We start from the raw sequence: 16,018 nt of genomic DNA, 5'->3' as shown, positions 1-16,018 counted from the left end.
ACTCATCGCCGCGTGGTCAGCGTCTCGAGGGCGCGGATCACTGCATCCTGCCGGTCCGGGCCTTCCGCCGCGGACACCCCCTGTACCCGGAACGCCTCCAGAGTCACGTCGATACCGGTCAGATCGCTCCCCGTGGCACTCAGTGTCACGGTCTGCGGGTACGTGCCGAAGGGTTCGCCCTCGTCGATCTGACCGTCGTCGTCCAGATCCTGCCACGCCGCGACCAGATACGGCCCGGCGGCGAGGTCTCCGACCCGGTACGGCGGAGTCAGGGAATCGGTGGGCAGCTGCGTGTACCGGCTCTGGGCATAGTTGATCGAGGTGTCGGGCTGGAGGAACAGCGCGGCCACGACCGGTGGCGTGGTGGGCGGAGTCGGGGTCGGTGGGGTCGGGGGTGGCGAGGACGTCGCGTCCGTGAGGAGTGCCCCGGCATCGACCAGACCGGCACCGCAGCCACCGGCCACGTCGCAGCGGCTGCCGAGCGGGGCCGCCGTGCGTTTCAGCCGGGCGAGCACCTGATCCGGGGTCAGGGTCGGTTCGCGCCCGAGCAGCAGGGCCACCGCCCCGGCCACGTGCGGAGCGGCCATGGACGTGCCGTCCATGAACACGTACTGCGCGGTGCGGGTCACGTCATCGACGCTGGTGCTGAGCACCCCGCCGGGATACGTCTCGCTGCCGACCGTGACCCCCAGGCTGCCGTTTCCGCCCGGTGCCATGACGTCGATCCGGGCGCCGTGGTTCGAGTACGGTGCCCGCCGGCCGTCGGGACCGACCGCACCGACCGTGATCACGTCCGCACAGTTCGCGGGCGAGATGGTGGCGACGTCCACGTCGTCGTTCCCGGCGGCCACCACCGTCACGACCCCCCGTGCCTTCAGCCGCGTGAAGACCTGCTGTTCGGCGGCCGAGCACACGCCCTCGCCACCCAGACTGAGGTTCACGACCCGGGCGGGATGCGCCGTGGCCTTCACGCCGTCGACCGGCTCTCCGGCCGCCCACAGGGCCCCCAGCAGGACATCGGCCAGATCCCCCCCGTCCTGGCCCAGCACACGCACGGGGACGACCCGCGCTCCCCAGCTGACTCCGGCCACGCCCGCTCCGTTGTTCGTCCGGGCGGCCACGGTGCCGGTCACGTGGGTACCGTGATAGTCGCCGCCGGCCGCGTCGGTGGGATCGGAATCGAGGCCGTCACCGTCTCCGGAGACCGCCGGATCCCGGATGAAGTCCATGCCGGGCAGCAGCTGCCCGGTCAGATCGGGATGGGAGCCGATCCCGGTATCCAGCACGGCCACCGTGACGGCCGCGCCGGTGGTGAGTGTCCAGGCCTCGGGCAGATCCATGGCGGGGTAGTGCCACTGGAGGGGATAGTAGGTGTCGTCCGGCGTCCGCAGCGCCACCATCCGGCGGTTTGGCGAGACGCTCAGCACCCCCGGCCGGGCCGCCAGTTCCCGCAGCACCTGGGCGGACTGTGCGCCGCTCAGGACGCGGTTCACGCGGTACAGCCCCAGCCCCAGCGCGGACGAGCCTCCCGCCCGCGACAGGCCCACGGTTCCCACCAACGGCACCTCCAGCGCCGACACGGACGCAGTCACGCTCTGGGCGGACAGTCCCGGCCGGGTCAGCACGAGGTACTCGCCGGGAATCACGGCCCCGGAGCGCCCGGCGGCGCGGGACGCGCCGCGCACCCGCCACGGCTGGCCCTGTCGATCACGCAGCACCTCGCCGGGCCGCAGGGGCCGGGTGACGGGAAGCGCGGTGGCGCGGGCGCCGGGCAGCGTGACGGTGCCGCTGATGCTGGACACGGGATCGGGTGGCGGATCGGGGATCCGGCCACGGTCACAGGCGACGAGCAGGATCGTCAGGCCAGCCACCAGGGCAGCCCATGACGCAGCAGGACGACGAACCATACCCGGCCAGAGTACCCGACCACAGGACGTGCCGTCCCCCCACCACCGGGCGGTCACGTGCCGAACCGTCCGGGAAACAGCGGCGGCTGTGCCGGTGGCTCCCCCACCGGCATCAGGGTGGCCGCCGTGATCCCGGCCAGCCTCACGCCACGTCCGGCCAGCACCTCGGGGGTGAGGAGCGTGGCCGCCGTGTCCGTGAGCGCCGCCGCCGTCTGCACCGGCCACGGCAACGTGACCCGCCGGGTGATCACGCTCCGGTCGTCGAACTTGAGTTTCAGGATCACCGTCCGCGCGCACTGTCCTGCCCCCGCAAGCCGCCGCTCCACGCCACCGGCCAGCCCCGGCAGCCGCGCCAGCACGGCCGGCATCCCGTGCAGATCATCGGCGTACGTCTCCTCGGCGCCGATGCTGCGGTACGGGCGATCCGGCTCGACGGGCCGGTCGTCGAGGCCGTGAGCGATCCGCCAGAAATGCGTGCCCACCACGCCGAACCGTTCCCGCAGCACCTCCGGCGACGTGGCCCGCAGGTCGGCCCCGGTGTGGATGCCCAGACCCGCCAGCTTCGCAGCGGTGGCGGGGCCGATCCCGTGGAACTCGGCCACGGGAAGGCCCGCGAGCAGCTCATCGATCTGTTCCGGCAGCAGCACGGTCAGGCCGTCGGGCTTGTTCATGCCGCTGGCGAGTTTGGCGAGGAACTTGTTCACGCTGACGCCCGCCGTGGCACTCAGGCCGGTGCGCTCGCGGATCTGCGCCCGGATGGCCTGCGCGATCCGGGTGGCACTGGGGCCACCCACCAGGGGCGCGGTCACGTCCAGATACGCCTCGTCGAGCGACAGGGGTTCCACCAGCGTGGTGTAGGTGCGGAACACGGCCCGGATCTGGGCGCTGACTTCCCGGTACGCGTCGAAGCGGGGCGGGACGACGCGCAGACCGGGGCAGCGCTCCAGCGCCCGGTACAGCGGCATGGCGCTGCGGACACCGTACGGGCGGGCCTCATAGCTGGCGGTCAGGACGACCGAGCGCCGCCCGCCCCACGCCACGGCCACCGGCACACCGCGCAGCGCGGGATCGTCCCGCTGTTCCACGGACGCGTAGAAGGCGTCCATGTCCACGTGGATGATCTTGCGGAGCGGGGCGGTCACGGGGCCATGTTACGCCCGGAGCGTAAACAGAGGGAGACGGGCACCGGAGAGGTGCGGGAGGTCGTGGCGCCGATCCGGGTGAGGCTGACGGTTGACTCGAGCATGCCCGCCACCCCCGCCCCGGCACGCGGCTCTCGGACATTCGGGTGCAGTGGACGGAACCAGCTCCCTCCTGCTCCGGAAGGCGACGTCGATCAGTCGAATCGCAGGAAGATCGCCTTGAGGTACTGCGCCTCGGGGAAGGCGGCATGGTGATCGGGCGCGTGCTGCGCCGTGTGCAGTTCCGTCCAGCTCCGCCCACTGGCGGTCGCCGTGTCCCGCACGGCGTCCCAGAATTCGTCGGCACTGACGTGGGCCGAGCACGACGCGCTGACCAGGATGCCGCCCCGAGACAGCCGCCGGATGCCGTCGTGCGCGAGCTTTCCGTAGGCCCGGATCGCCCCGGCCCGCTCGGCCTCGCGCCGCGCCAGCGAGGGGGGATCGAGGATCACGAGGTCGAAGTCTGCTTCCGTGTGGGCCAGCCACTCGAACACATCGGCCTGGACGGTCTCATGTGGGGCGCTCAGCCGGGGGTTCAGGGCGTAGTTGCGCTCGGCACTCGCCAGGGCGTGGGCGCTCAGGTCGAGGCTGATGACCTCGGCCGCCCCGCCCCGCGCCGCGTACAGCGAGAAGCCGCCGCTGAAGGAAAACGCATTGAGCACGCGCCGCCCCCGGGCGTACTTCTCGACCCGCCGCCGGTTCTCGCGCTGATCCAGGAAGAAGCCGGTCTTCTGGCCTCGCACCACGTCAGCCTCGAAGGCCAGTCCGGTCTCGTGGAAGACCACGGTGCCGCCCGGCACGCGGCCGGCGAGCACCTGACCGTCGAACAGGCCCTGGCGGGTCGCGGCGGTCTGGATGTTGCGGCTCAGGCGCAGCACGACTGCGAACTCCGGGAAGCGGGCCGCGAGCAGCCCCAGCACGCGCGGCAGGTGTGGGAACCACGCGGCGGTGTACAGCTTCACGACCAGGGTGGGCCCGTAGCGATCCACGACCAGCCCAGGAAAGCCGTCGGACTCGCCGTTGACCACGCGGTAGCCGTCGGTGTCCGGGCCGAACAGCGGCTCGCGCAGGCTCAGGGCCGCGTCCAGGCGGGCGGCCCACCACGCATCGTCCAGGGTCGCGGGGGTGCCCTGGTGGAGCACGCGCACCCGCAGCGGCGAGTCCGGGTCGTACAGGCCGATCGCCAGGAAGCGGTCGCGGCGGTCGTAGATCACGGCGAGTTCACCGGGGTCGCCATCCCGGTTCTGGTCGCGCACGCTGGACTCGTACACCCACGGGTGCCCGGCGCGGACATGCGCCTCGGCCGCCGGGGAGACCCGCAGGCGCAGGCGGGAACGGGGGGCGGGGGCATCCGGCATCCGGTCAGGGTACCGCACGGCAGGCCACCATTAAGGAGAGGCGACGGCCACCCTGCGGTTCCGGACACGGCCATGCGGCAGAGTGCCGGACATGACCGAGGACTTCATGCTCAGCGTGTCGGGCGGCCAGGTGCCGGCCCGGTTCATCACCCTGGACGACGGCTCACCCGGCGTGGAGGTCGAGGGCGTGGCCTTTGCCCACGAGACGGCCGAGGTGCCCCACGGCCTGGTCGCCCACACCGACGACGCCCGCCGCAAGCTGGACGACCTGCGCCGCCGCTTCCAGATCACATCTGAGGCGTCGGTCTTTCCGTTCGATGTGCAGGAACATCGGTCATAAGCGTTGTCCTTATGACCGAGCAGAGCGAGTGGATTCAACCGAGCGGCCGGGAGAATGGAGGCGTCAGACTCCCTCTGTCTGACGCTGGAATTCGGACGGCCGATCAGGAGGCCTGACATGAAGATCGACGAACAGCTGACCACCGACGCCGTGCTGGAACGCCTGGGCCGCGAGAGCGCCAGTGACTACGAGGCCGACGTGATGCGGGCCGTGCTGATCGAGCAGCACGCGGGCCGCGACCTGAATGAACTCTCCGAGGCCGAGTGGCTCGCCGCCTTCGGGCAGATGAACCTGCGCAAGACGACCGGCTGGATCAAGGATGACCAGAACGAGGCCAAACCGGAGTAAGTACGTCGTAGCTAACATTACGAGCTTCCGGGACAGCGCCGGAATCTCTCCATTGCCGCTACGACGTACTTTCTTCGATACTCGCTCTGCTCGGTTGATCTAAAGATCAACTTCGACCTACTTAGCCGCCCCCAGCACCCGCGTCAGGATGACGTGGTGATCCTCGTGGAACCGGCGTGGGCGCGAGAGGGCAATGTTCAGCGCGACGGGGTGGGCGTCGAGGCCGCCAGGCGGCGGCCCCAGGAACACGCGCGCCACGGCCTGTCCGACCAGTGACCGGGCCGGATGGTCGAACACGATCCCGTCACACTCCGGCCTCTCCCCCACCGGCAGCACCCGCCCAGGGAGCGCCCACAGCCCGCGCCCGATGTCGTCGCGGCGGGTGTGCAGCCAGACGTGCCCGGCGTGCACATGCATCCAGCGCTCCTCGTGTAGACGACCGCCGGGGGGCACCTCTGTCCGCGCGGCCTCGACCGCCTGCCACTCCAGCGCGAGACGGGCATGGGCTCGTGTGCAGGTGAACGCGGCAAGCCACTCCGCAACAGCTGACGGCACACCCGGCGGCAGCGGCATCCCGGTCAGCCACGCCGCCCGGATGGACGTGGCGTCCAGAGCGGGTATGCCGGGCAGCCCCACCCGCGTCCAGCCGGGAAACCAGCGCAGATACGCTCCGCTGGCGTCCTTCTCGTGGCCGACCAAGGCGACACGGGCGTCGGCACTGAACACCGTTGCCGCCACCGCCCGCACGTCGGCGGCCCAGCGCTCCCCATCGAAACGGTCAGGCAGGGGCCGGATGGTCACGCGGCGCACGTCCCCGCCTGCGTCCTGCACAGCGCGGCGCAGCAGCCACGCACGCTCTGGGACGCTCAGCGGATTGCGGACGCTGCGGGCCAGATTCGCGCTGCCGAGCAGCACCAGCACACGCGGTGCGGTGTTCAGGGCAGCGATCACGCTCGCCACGTGCGCGTCGTGCGGGGGCTGACAGCGGCCGATGAAGACCGCGCCGTCCATCCGGTTCACGTCCCCAGCAACCGTGCCCGCTCGCGGTCACGCAGGGCCGCCACCTCCGGGGCAAGGCTCACGCGGTACACGTGCGGGTTCAGCATGCGCCGCGTCCCGGCGGGCAGCCGGGCGAGTTCGCGTCGGGCGCGGGCCTGCACGTCGAGCAGCGCCTCGGGCGGGCGTGTGCGTACACCGCCCTGCATGACGACCTCGCGGGCCGGTGCCCAGTGCAGGCCAGTCGGCAGCCGCGCCGCCCGCAGGGGATTGACCGGATCGCCGACCACATCACCCGGCGCGGGCGGGCCGCCCAGCGTCAGGACGTCCCAGACATACGTCGCGTCTGGCGCTGGCCCCTCGGCACCGCGCCACACGTGCTTGACGCCCGGCACGCTGGCCTTGCCCGGATCGGCCGTGAGCTTCATGCGGGGCCGCCCCCCCAGCTGCACCAGCTTGTACACGCCGCCCAGCGCCCCGCCACCCTCGCCGCCCGCCGTGACGAGCTGCGTGCCCACGCCGTACACGTCGATCCTGGCCCCCTCGGCGATCAGGGCGGCAATCACGTCCTCCGAGAGGTCGTTGCTGGCCACGATCCGCACGTCCGGGAAGCCCGCCGCGTCCAGTTCGGCGCGAATGTGCCGCGACAGATACGCGAGGTCGCCGCTGTCCAGCCGCACACCCTGCAGCTCGTGGCCGGCTCCGCGCAGTTCCCGCGCCACCGTCAGCGCGTTCGGGAGGCCGCTGCCCAGCGTGTCCACGGTATCCAGCAGCAGCGTGGTTGCGTCGGGGTAGGTCTGGGCGTAGGCGCGGAAGGCGCTCAGCTCGTCCAGGAAGGCCTCGACCCAGGCGTGCGCGTGCGTGCCCGTGACCGGCAGGCCGAAGCGCCGCCCGGCCTCCACATTGCTGGTACCGGTTGCGCCGCCCACCACCGCCGCCCGCGTGGCACTCAGGGCTCCGTCTGGCCCCTGCGCCCGCCGCGCCCCGAACTCCACGACCCTGCCGCCATGTGGACTTGAGGTGGCGGCCAGGACACACCGTGCCGCCTTGGTGGCGATCAGCGTCTGGAAGTTCAGGGTGTTGAGCAGCATCGTCTCGATGAGCTGCGCCTCCCACAGCGGCGCGGTCACGGTCAGCAGGGGCTCGTGCGAGAAGATCACGCTGCCCTCGGGAAAGGCGTCCACGCGGCCCGTGAAACGCCAGCCGCGCAGCGCGTCCAGAAACGCCGGGCGGAACAGACCCAGCGTGTCCAGATACGCCAGATCGCCGTCCGTGAAGCGCAGGGATTCCAGGGCGTCCAGCATGGGTTCCAGCCCGGCCCACAGCGCGTAGCCGCCCCGGAAGGGCCGCCGCCGGAAGCCCAGGTCGAACACGGCCTCCTGGGTATGCAGGCCGTGCTCGACATAGCCCTGCATCATGGTCAGCTGGTACAGATCCGTGAACAGGGCCGGGGGCGCGGGGGCGGGCGTCACCCCGGGAGTGTACGCGCCGCGCCCTGGCGTGCTCCATACTCCGGATCATGAGTGCGCTCCGCGACCACATCCGCGCCGACCTGTGCGTCCAGCCGGACATCGACCCCGCCACCGAGGTCGAGCGGCGGATCGAGTTCCTGAGCGCGTACCTGACCGCCACCCCGGCCGCCGGTTTCGTGCTGGGGATCAGCGGCGGGCAGGACAGCACGCTGACGGGCCGCCTGTGCCAGCTTGCCGCCGAGCGGGTGCGTGCCCGTGGGGGCAGCGCCACCTTCATCGCCGTGCGCCTCCCCTACGGCACCCAGGCCGACGAGGCCGACGCCCAGACCGCCCTGGAGTTCATCCGCCCGGATCACGCCGTCACCGTGAACATCCGGCCCAGCGTGGACGCCGCCGCCCAGGCCGCCGAGGGCGCCATCGGCAGCGACCTGCGGGATTTCGTGCGCGGCAATGTCAAGGCCCGCGAGCGCATGGTCGCCCAGTACGCCATCGCCGGGCAGCTGAACCTGCTCGTCGTGGGCACGGATCACGCGGCCGAGGCCGTCACCGGCTTCTTCACCAAGTACGGCGACGGCGGCGTGGACGTGACCCCCCTGACCGGCCTGACCAAACGTCAGGGCGCCCAGCTCCTGGCCCATCTGGGCGCCCCCGAGAGCACGTGGAAGAAGGTGCCCACCGCCGATCTGGAGGACGGCCGCCCCGGCCTGCCCGACGAGGCCGCCCTGGGCGTGACCTACGCGCAGATCGACGCCTATCTGGAAGGCCGCGCCGTGGACGACAGTGCCGCCGCCCGGATCGAGCAGATGTACCGGAACACCCGCCACAAACGCACCGTGCCCGTCACGCCGTTCGACGGGTGGTGGACAGCGCGGGACTGACGCAGGTGCGGCAACGGAACACGCGCCCAGTGCATAGAGTGCAGGCGTGAAACCGACCCTCCTGGCCGCCCTGACCGCCGCCCTGATCCTGACCGCGTGTGGCGGTGGGGGCAGCACACCTCCGGCGAACGACACCACTGCGCCCACAGTGAGTCTGAGCCGCAGCGTGTCGGACGACAGCAGCAACGTGGTGCTGACGGCCGCTGCCACCGATGACCGCCGCGTCACCAAGGTCGAGTTCTACCAGGGCTCCACGCTGCTCACCACCGATACCACTGCACCGTTCACCTACTCGACCGACGTGACATCCCCACGCACCAACTTCACGGCCCGTGCCTATGACGCTGCCGGGAACGTCGGCACCAGCGCCGTGTTCAACATCGTCACTCCCTATCAGGGCGTGTGGGGCTGGGCGCTGGTGGATTCGACTGACACCATCATCGATCAGGGTGCCCTGATCAATTACGACGAGGTCGACTCCAGATACGGTCTCGTCTCGTTTGGCGAGTACGTCAACAAGGCGCAGACCCGGAGCAACTCCGTGTTGATGGGCCCGTTGTCTGGAGAAAATACTCTGGACGTTGCCTTCACTGCAGCCGTCACCTCCAGCACCGTGACCTTCTACTTCGTCGGCCAGGACGCGGATAACGCCCTGGGTACCTTCGAGGGCAGCGCGACGGTGGAGGGCAGCGCGACCACCGTCGACGCCGCTGGCAACCTACTGCAGACCTACGGCCTCGCCATGGTGCAGACGTCCACGACGGTTCCCCCGCTGGGCGCCCAGGCAGCTGCGCGACAGCAGGCACAGTCACAGGCCGTTACCCTCGCCACCGCCCGCCCGATGACGACGCAGGGCATGAAGGCCAATCCCGTGACGCTGCGGGACGCTGCCACTACAATCCTGAACCGCTGAACCCAGGCCACGCAAAAGGGGACGGACACGCACAGTCCGTCCCCTTCCCCGTTCCCGTCCTCAGTCGGCGGCCTGCTCCGCGCCGTAGACCTCTATGATCCCGGCCGCGCCCATGCCGCCGCCGATGCACATGGTGATCAGCGCCTTGCCGCCGCCCCGCCGCCCGAGTTCGTAGATGGCGGTCGTGGCGAGCTTCGCGCCCGAGCAGCCCAGCGGGTGCCCCAGCGCGATCGCGCCGCCGTTCACGTTCATGATCTCCTCGTTCAGGCCCAGTTCGCGCGCCACGGCCAGCGACTGCGCCGCGAACGCCTCGTTCAGCTCGATCAGGTCGATGTCCGCCAGCGTCAGGCCCGTCTGCGCCAGCACCTTCGGCACGGCCTTCACGGGGCCGATGCCCATGAGTTCCGGATCGACACCCGCCACCGCGAAGCCCAGGAACTTCGCCAGCGGCTTCACGCCCAGTTCCGCGGCCTTCTCGCCGCTCATGATCAGCACGGCCGCCGCGCCGTCGCTGAACGGGCTGGAGTTCGCCGCGCTGACCGACCCGGTCGCCTTGAACGCCGGGCGCACCTTCGCCATGTCCTCCAGGTTCGCGTCCCGGCGGATCAGCTCGTCTTTGTCGAAGTTGATGGTCTCGGACTTCATCTTCGTGCCCTTCACCTTGTCGACGCGCACCGGCACGGGCACAATCTCGGCGTCGAACTTCCCGGCGTCCTGCGCCGCCGCCGCGCGCTGGTGGCTGCGCAGCGCGAAGGCGTCCTGATCGGCGCGGCTCACTCCGTACTTGGCGGCCACGTTCTCGGCCGTCATGCCCATGCCGATGTACGCGCCGGGGCGCTGATCCACCAGTTCCAGGTTCGGGCTGGGGTTGTGGCCGCTCATGGGCACCATGCTCATGGACTCCACGCCGCCCGCCAGCATCACGTCGGCCTGCCCGGTCTGGATGGCCGCCGCCGCCATGGCGATGGTCTGGAGCCCGCTGGAGCAGAAGCGGTTCACGGTCACGCCGCCCACGCTGTCGGGCATCCCGGCCCGCAGCGCCGCCAGCCGCGCCACGTTCAGGCCCTGCTCGGCCTCGGGAATGGCGCAGCCCAGGTACACGTCCTCAACCAGCGCAGCGTCCACTCCGGCCCGCCGCACGGCCTCGTTCATGACCAGCGCGGCAAGGTCGTCCGGGCGGGTGTTGGCGAGCGTGCCCTTGATGCCACGGCCCACGGGGGTACGAACAGCAGAAACGATAACAGCATCACGCATAGGGGTTACTCCTTGAGAGGTGAGGGTCAAGAAAAGAATCGGCCGAACTTGCGTTTTGCACAGACATTCTTCCGCAGAAGATCGACCAGCTCCGTTACGCCTGCCTTCTCAAAACGTCCGAAGAGGGCATCAGCGCCGCCAGAATTGTCGATCTTGAATTGAAGCTCCTCCGCATAGACCGGATAGATGGCGTAGAACCACACGGTACTGTCACCGACGTCGAGCTTGACGAATTCGTCAGGCAGGGTGACGACAGGCCCCACGACACTGCCGACAAAGTTGGTGTCGGCGAAGGCGGCCGGCGGCTCGCCATTCGGGATGCTGTGTCCCCACCCGAGCCACGTCCGGTACTCGTGTGGCATCCGGGCCAGGTATTTCAGCATGTGGATCGGCCAGTAATTGTTGAAATCTCCGAGATCACCTTCCGATGTGCTCTCGCCCGCTTGTCCGAGAGGCCAATCGGGCGGCAGGCAGATCAGGAGTTCTGCCCGTTGCATCTCCTCAAGTTTCTCCGGCACGGTCATGGGCCTGTCGGACATACCAGACGTGACCAGGGTGTAGTAGGGCCGCTGCGGAGTTGGGTTGAATTTGTAGACGTCGATGTGAACCAGATCCGAGATGATTTCGTGCCAGACGATCGAATCGTGGCCCAGGAACCGTGTCAGGTGGGCCTCTACGGCACCCTTGATTTCAGCGTCGATTTCCGGAACCACCCACCCTCGCTCGTTCGTTGAGTAACGATAGATGGGCTGGCCGCCTCTCGTCTTCTCGTCATCCATGCCTGTCCTCCTTGATCCCCGGCAACACCTTCGCGATGAACGCTTCCAACTGCGCGTCGTACCCCTTCGGGTCGATGTTCCAGGTGCGGATGTGCTTGGCTCCCTCCACACGGTGGTACTCGACCAGATCGGGGCGGGCGGCGGCCAGGGCCTCGGCCTGATCGATGGGGATGGTGCGGTCGCGGGTGCCGTGCCACAGCAGGATCGGCACGTCGAAGGTGGGGGCCGCTCTGATCTGATCCACGGTGTCAAAGTCCTGCCCGCTGCGTTTCGTGACGAGCCACTGCGTGAAGGTGCCGACGTGCCGTGCGATAGGCCTGGGGAGGCCGACGCGCTGGGCGTTCCAGCGGATGGTGGCCCGCCAGTCGAGGGCCGGCGAGTCGAGCATGACACCGGTCACGGGGATCGGGTACGGCCGGTGCCGGTCGCGCAGGACGCTCAGGGCGATGTTGCCGCCCATGGAGAAGCCGTACAGGACGGCCCGCGTGTACCCGGCGTCCTTCGCCCAGTGCAGCGCGGCGAGGACGTCCTCGGCCTCCACGTCGCCCAGGGTCAGGTAGCCCTTGCCGATCTGCGGGGCTCCGAAGGCGTTGCGGAACGTGACGAACAGGCTGCCCACGCCGGAGCGCAGCAGGGCCGGGAGCATCCGCAGCGCCTGCGCCCGCTGCCCGCCGTGCCCGTGGATGACGATGGCGATGGCGTCCCCCTCGCCGTTCAGGGGCGGGATGTGCCACGCGGGCATGTCTCCAACGGGCGTGCGGACGACCGTGTCCTCGTACTTCACGCCGAGCTGCGCGGGCGTGCCGTTGTACACGTACGTGGACACCCACGCGAGCGCCCCGTTCGGCAGCGTGCCCCGCTGTTGCAGGATCGGCCGTTTCACGACGGTTCCGGCCATCTGGTGCCGCCCCAGCACCGCGTGCCCGCGGTTGGGCCGCAGCGGCACGAGGCCCAGCGGCCCGCGCGACAGCGTCTCCACGCTGGCCGGCAGGAACAGATCGTTCCCGCGCCGCCCGACCGGCACGAACACGCCCTTCACCCAGCGCGTCTTGCTCCGCAGGGTGATCTCCGCCCCCACCAGCGCCCCGAGGAGCACGGCCACGGCATACGCCGCCCCCGCCCACGCCACGGCGCGGCGCTTGCGGACAGTACGGAGGCGGTCGAGGAGGGGAGTCATGGAGTCATCCTTGCAAACGGTGAGAGAGGGCGGGGCCGTTCTCCCTCTCCCCCCGTTGGACTTGTATGAGCCGCTTGCGGAGAGGGCCGGGGTGAGGGGGCGTGTGACCGACGAAACCGGAATCCAGATGCCCTGTCCTTCGTGGGCGGCTTGGAGGACGCTTCGTCACCCCCCTTCCAGCCTCCCCCGCGAGGGGGGAGGAATAAGGACACTCAGTTCCTCAGCGGCTTGCCGGTCTTGAGCATGTGGTCGATGCGCTGCTGGGTGCCCTTCTTGCCCAGCAGGGTCAGGAAGGCCTCGCGCTCCAGATCGAGGAGGTGCTGTTCGCTGACCTTGGCGGTGCGGTTGTTGCCGGTGCCGCCGGACAGGACGCGCGCGAGCTGTTCGCTCACGACGAGGTCGTAGTCGGTGATGTACCCGCCCTGGTGCATGCCGTACAGGGCGCTCTTGATCGCGGCAATGGCGGCGTCGCCCATGACGGGGATGTCGTGGCGGGGGACGGGTTGCACGTAGCCGGGCGCGAGGGCGAGCACCTGCCGTTTGGCGTCCTGCAGGATGTGGTTTTTGTTCATGGCAACGGTGTCGGTGTCGCGCAGGAAACCGAGGTTGCGGGCCTCCAGGGCGCTGGTGCTGACCTTGGCGGTGCCGATGAGTTCGAAGGCGCGCTGCACGGCGGGGAGCAGGGTCGCGCCGAGCTGCTGGCCGGGCTGCTGCATGTCCGTGAAGCGCAGAAGCATCTCCTTGGTGCCGCCGCCGCCGGGGATAAGTCCCACGCCGACCTCCACGAGGCCCATGTACAGTTCCGCACTGGCGACCACGTGGTCGGCGTGCAGCGTGAATTCCGCGCCGCCGCCGAGGGTCAGGCCGAAGGGCGCGGCGACGGTGGGGTGGGGGCTGAAGCGCAGGCTGGTGGTGACCTGCTGGAACTGCTTGATTATGTCGTCGAGTTCGTCCCACTCGTCCGCCTGGGCCTGCGAGAGGATTAGGGGGAGGTTCGCGCCGGCGCTGAAGTTCTCGCCCTGGTTGCCCACGACGAGGCCCGCGTAGCCCATGTCCTGCACGAGCTTGTGCGCGTCCTGCACGCTGCGGAGCTGATCCTCGCCCAGGGCGTTCATTTTGGCGTGCCACTCGGCGAGCAGCACCCCGTCCCCCAGGTCGACGACGCTCGCACCGGCGCGCTTCTTCACGACCTTGGTGGCGTCCTTCTTCAGGTCGGTGAGGATGAAGTACGGGGCCTGGTACGTGGTGGGTTCGCCGGTGGGCGTGACGGTCTGGTCGCCGCTGTAGAACGACTCGCGGCCGCTGGCCTTCATGGCGGCGAGCAGCGGGGGCAGGGTGCGGCCCTCGGCCTCCAGGTTGGCGATGACCGTCTGCACGCCCACGGTGTCCATCGTCTCGAAGGGGCCCTGTTCCCAGCCGAAGCCCCATTTCAGGGCGTTGTCGATGTCCTGCAGGCGGTTCGAGACGTTGCCGGCCATCTTGGCGGCGTACCAGAAGCCGTCGTTCATCACGCCGCGCAGGAAGTCGCCCTCCCTCCCCTCGGCGGCGTACAGGGCCTTCACGCGGGCGGCGAGGGGCTGGCCCTTCACGGCGTCCACGGCGGCGACCTTCACCTTGCCCTGATCCTCGTACTCGAAGGTCTCCAGGTTCAGGTTCAGGATCTTCGTCTTGCCGTCCGGCCCCTTCGTCTTCTTGTAGAAGCCGCTGCCGGTCTTGTCGCCCAGCATCTTCTTCTCCTCGACCAGCGTGCGGAACGCGGGGGTCAGGGTGAAGTCCTCGTCGTCCGGCGTGGCCTTCCCGAGGTCGCTGGCGACGTGGGTGATGATGTCCAGGCCCGAGAGGTCGGCGGTGCGGAACGTCGCGGAGTTCGCGCGGCCCAGCACCGGGCCGGTGAGCTGGTCGACCTGCGCCGGGGTCAGGCCCGCTCTGTCCATGTGCTGCATGGCGCGCACGATGCCGTACACGCCGATGCGGTTGGCGACGAAGCCCGGCACGTCGTTCGCGACGACCACGCCCTTGCCCAGGGTCGTCTCGGCGAACTCGCTGAACGCCTGCGTGACCTTCGGGTCGGTCTTGGGCGTGGGAATGACTTCGAGCAGGTGCAGGTAGCGCGGCGGGTTGAAGAAGTGCGCGCCCACGAAGCGGCGCTGGAAGTCCTCGGCGCGGCCCTCGATCTGGAGGTGCATGGGGATGCCGCTGGAGTTGCTGGAGATGATCGCAGTCTTCTTGGCGACCTTCTCGACCTTCGCCCACAACTCGCGCTTGGCGTCGAGCTTCTCGATGATCGCCTCGAGGATCCAGTCGGCGTCCTTGAGGGCCTTGAGGTCGTCCTCGAGGTTGCCGGGCGTGATCAGGGCGGCGCGGGCGGGATCCATGAACGCGGCGGGGCGGGCCTTGAGGGCGCGCTGGATGCCGGACTTCGCCAGGAAGTTCCGATCCTGCTGATCCGGCAGGACGATGTCGAGGAGCAGGACGGGGATGCCGGCGTTGGCGAGTTGCGCGGCGATGGCGGCACCCATGACGCCTGCGCCGATGACGGCTGCTTTCTGGATCTTCACTCGGGCCTCCTGAGGGGTCGGACTAAAATTAGACTCGGTTCAAGTTTAGGGGGAGGAAACGCAGTTGTCCACCTCCATGGGCGCCCAGCGGTGCACCTGTGGGAATTAGCCCGGCAGGCACCGGCCCTGGCTGATCATGCCCAGGTCATGGCCCGGCGGTCACGATACGAGGTGTCCTGACTGGTTTCACTGGAGGTCGCCCATGAACATCCGCCGTCTTGTCCACGTCGCCCTGATTCCCGGTGTGCTCGGCCTGGGTCTGGCCCTGGCCGCCACAACCTACACCGTGCAGTGGCAGGGCCGAACCGTCCCCGGCAACGCCATCGTGCAGAACGGAACAACCTATGTCAGCTCGGATGCCCTGAAGGCCGCCGGGATCGCCGTGACCGTGAAGGGCCGTGTGGTCAGCCTCGCGCCGGTCGGCGGGGCGAATCAGGTCGCGGCGCTGGAGGGCTGCCTGAACGAGTGGATGTTCAACGGCATCTGGCGCGTGCGCGTGACCGACGCCCGGCCCATCCCCGGCGACCGCCACGGCCGCTCGTACCGCTTCGAGTTCCGCAACGGCACGACCACCAGCGGCTTCGCGCCGTCCGGCACCGGCTGGGGCGGGATCCAGCTCGCACTCGACAGCGGCACGACGGTGCCGGCAGAGAACGTGAACGAGGTCAGCGATCCGCCCTACGTGGCGGGCGGCAGCCACGCCCAGGTCATCAATTTCTACTGGGACGACCCTGCGCGCACGCCCCAGAGGCTGCTGGTGCTGTTCAACCCCAACGAGATGAATACGTCCATGCCGGTGAAGTTCAGCGTGCCCGACCCCAGCCTGCGGATCCGGACGACGTGCCAGAAGTAGCCGT

General features: G+C 69.5%; 14 protein-coding genes. 5 read left to right on the top strand and 9 right to left on the bottom strand.

What is annotated here, in order from left to right:
* Positions 1–2: 2 nt before the first annotated feature.
* The 3 genes from U2P90_RS08985 to U2P90_RS08975 all read right to left on the bottom strand — a co-directional run bounded on the left by U2P90_RS08985 (position 3) and on the right by U2P90_RS08975 (position 4,446).
* Positions 3–1,871: a S8 family peptidase gene (locus tag U2P90_RS08985; protein ID WP_322474653.1), complete on the bottom strand. Its 1,869-nt coding sequence runs from the start codon at positions 1,869–1,871 to the stop codon at positions 3–5.
* A gap of 89 nt (positions 1,872–1,960) precedes the next feature.
* Positions 1,961–3,049: a DNA polymerase IV gene (gene dinB / locus U2P90_RS08980; RefSeq protein WP_295816241.1), complete on the bottom strand. Its 1,089-nt coding sequence runs from the start codon at positions 3,047–3,049 to the stop codon at positions 1,961–1,963.
* Between the two features lie 194 nt (positions 3,050–3,243).
* Positions 3,244–4,446 (bottom strand): 23S rRNA (cytosine(2499)-C(5))-methyltransferase, encoded by a 1,203-nt coding sequence (locus U2P90_RS08975; protein ID WP_322474652.1) that lies wholly within the window; start codon positions 4,444–4,446, stop codon positions 3,244–3,246.
* A gap of 91 nt (positions 4,447–4,537) precedes the next feature.
* On the opposite strand from U2P90_RS08975, the gene U2P90_RS08970 reads away from it, so the two are divergent.
* Positions 4,538–4,786, top strand: coding sequence for a hypothetical protein (locus U2P90_RS08970; protein WP_295816244.1), 249 nt, complete (start codon positions 4,538–4,540; stop codon positions 4,784–4,786).
* Positions 4,787–4,903: 117 nt separating this feature from the next.
* Complete coding sequence (locus tag U2P90_RS08965) at positions 4,904–5,134, top strand: hypothetical protein (protein WP_322474651.1); 231 nt, start codon at positions 4,904–4,906, stop codon at positions 5,132–5,134.
* Between the two features lie 117 nt (positions 5,135–5,251).
* Here the strand turns inward: U2P90_RS08965 and U2P90_RS08960 are convergent, their stop codons facing one another.
* Positions 5,252–6,145, bottom strand: a complete 894-nt coding sequence (locus tag U2P90_RS08960) for an ADP-ribose pyrophosphatase (protein WP_322474682.1) — start codon at positions 6,143–6,145, stop codon at positions 5,252–5,254.
* A 5-nt stretch (positions 6,146–6,150) separates the two neighbouring features.
* Positions 6,151–7,602 carry a nicotinate phosphoribosyltransferase gene (gene pncB / locus U2P90_RS08955; protein WP_322474650.1) on the bottom strand — a complete coding sequence of 484 codons (1,452 nt, stop codon included), beginning with the start codon at positions 7,600–7,602 and terminating at the stop codon, positions 6,151–6,153.
* 47 nt (positions 7,603–7,649) lie between these two features.
* Between pncB and nadE the strand changes: the two genes are divergently transcribed.
* Positions 7,650–8,480, top strand: coding sequence for an ammonia-dependent NAD(+) synthetase (nadE, locus tag U2P90_RS08950; RefSeq protein WP_322474649.1), 831 nt, complete (start codon positions 7,650–7,652; stop codon positions 8,478–8,480).
* A gap of 46 nt (positions 8,481–8,526) precedes the next feature.
* Positions 8,527–9,393: an Ig-like domain-containing protein gene (locus tag U2P90_RS08945; protein ID WP_322474648.1), complete on the top strand. Its 867-nt coding sequence runs from the start codon at positions 8,527–8,529 to the stop codon at positions 9,391–9,393.
* A 60-nt stretch (positions 9,394–9,453) separates the two neighbouring features.
* On the opposite strand, the gene U2P90_RS08940 is transcribed toward U2P90_RS08945, so the two are convergent.
* From U2P90_RS08940 to U2P90_RS08925, 4 genes are all read right to left on the bottom strand, one after another.
* Positions 9,454–10,647, bottom strand: coding sequence for a thiolase family protein (locus tag U2P90_RS08940; protein ID WP_322474647.1), 1,194 nt, complete (start codon positions 10,645–10,647; stop codon positions 9,454–9,456).
* Between the two features lie 26 nt (positions 10,648–10,673).
* A complete protein-coding gene (locus U2P90_RS08935) occupies positions 10,674–11,426 on the bottom strand; it encodes a suppressor of fused domain protein (protein ID WP_322474646.1) in 753 nt (250 codons plus the stop codon).
* Positions 11,419–12,603: an alpha/beta hydrolase family protein gene (locus U2P90_RS08930; RefSeq protein WP_322474645.1), complete on the bottom strand. Its 1,185-nt coding sequence runs from the start codon at positions 12,601–12,603 to the stop codon at positions 11,419–11,421. Before U2P90_RS08930 ends, U2P90_RS08935 begins: the two co-directional genes overlap by 8 nt.
* Positions 12,604–12,815: 212 nt before the next feature.
* Positions 12,816–15,161, bottom strand: a complete 2,346-nt coding sequence (locus U2P90_RS08925; RefSeq protein ID WP_322474644.1) for a 3-hydroxyacyl-CoA dehydrogenase/enoyl-CoA hydratase family protein — start codon at positions 15,159–15,161, stop codon at positions 12,816–12,818.
* Between the two features lie 202 nt (positions 15,162–15,363).
* Between U2P90_RS08925 and U2P90_RS08920 the strand changes: the two genes are divergently transcribed.
* Positions 15,364–16,014: a hypothetical protein gene (locus U2P90_RS08920; RefSeq protein WP_295816259.1), complete on the top strand. Its 651-nt coding sequence runs from the start codon at positions 15,364–15,366 to the stop codon at positions 16,012–16,014.
* Positions 16,015–16,018 lie beyond the last annotated feature (4 nt).

It is taken from the genome of Deinococcus sp. AB2017081 (genome assembly GCF_034440735.1).
In the GTDB taxonomy this organism is placed as follows: domain Bacteria; phylum Deinococcota; class Deinococci; order Deinococcales; family Deinococcaceae; genus Deinococcus; species Deinococcus rufus.
This window is presented reverse-complemented; position numbering and strand designations above follow the sequence as displayed.

Bases quoted from the DNA above. Each gene is read 5' to 3' on its own strand.
- U2P90_RS08920 (WP_295816259.1), top strand. From the start codon at position 15,364: ATGAACATCCGCCGTCTTGTCCACGTCGCCCTGATTCCCGGTGTGCTC.
- U2P90_RS08930 (WP_322474645.1), bottom strand. From the start codon at position 12,603: ATGACTCCCCTCCTCGACCGCCTCCGTACTGTCCGCAAGCGCCGCGCC.
- U2P90_RS08940 (WP_322474647.1), bottom strand. From the start codon at position 10,647: ATGCGTGATGCTGTTATCGTTTCTGCTGTTCGTACCCCCGTGGGCCGT.
- nadE (WP_322474649.1), top strand. From the start codon at position 7,650: ATGAGTGCGCTCCGCGACCACATCCGCGCCGACCTGTGCGTCCAGCCG.
- U2P90_RS08935 (WP_322474646.1), bottom strand. From the start codon at position 11,426: ATGGATGACGAGAAGACGAGAGGCGGCCAGCCCATCTATCGTTACTCA.
- U2P90_RS08970 (WP_295816244.1), top strand. From the start codon at position 4,538: ATGACCGAGGACTTCATGCTCAGCGTGTCGGGCGGCCAGGTGCCGGCC.
- U2P90_RS08975 (WP_322474652.1), bottom strand. From the start codon at position 4,446: ATGCCGGATGCCCCCGCCCCCCGTTCCCGCCTGCGCCTGCGGGTCTCC.
- U2P90_RS08960 (WP_322474682.1), bottom strand. From the start codon at position 6,145: ATGGACGGCGCGGTCTTCATCGGCCGCTGTCAGCCCCCGCACGACGCG.
- U2P90_RS08965 (WP_322474651.1), top strand. From the start codon at position 4,904: ATGAAGATCGACGAACAGCTGACCACCGACGCCGTGCTGGAACGCCTG.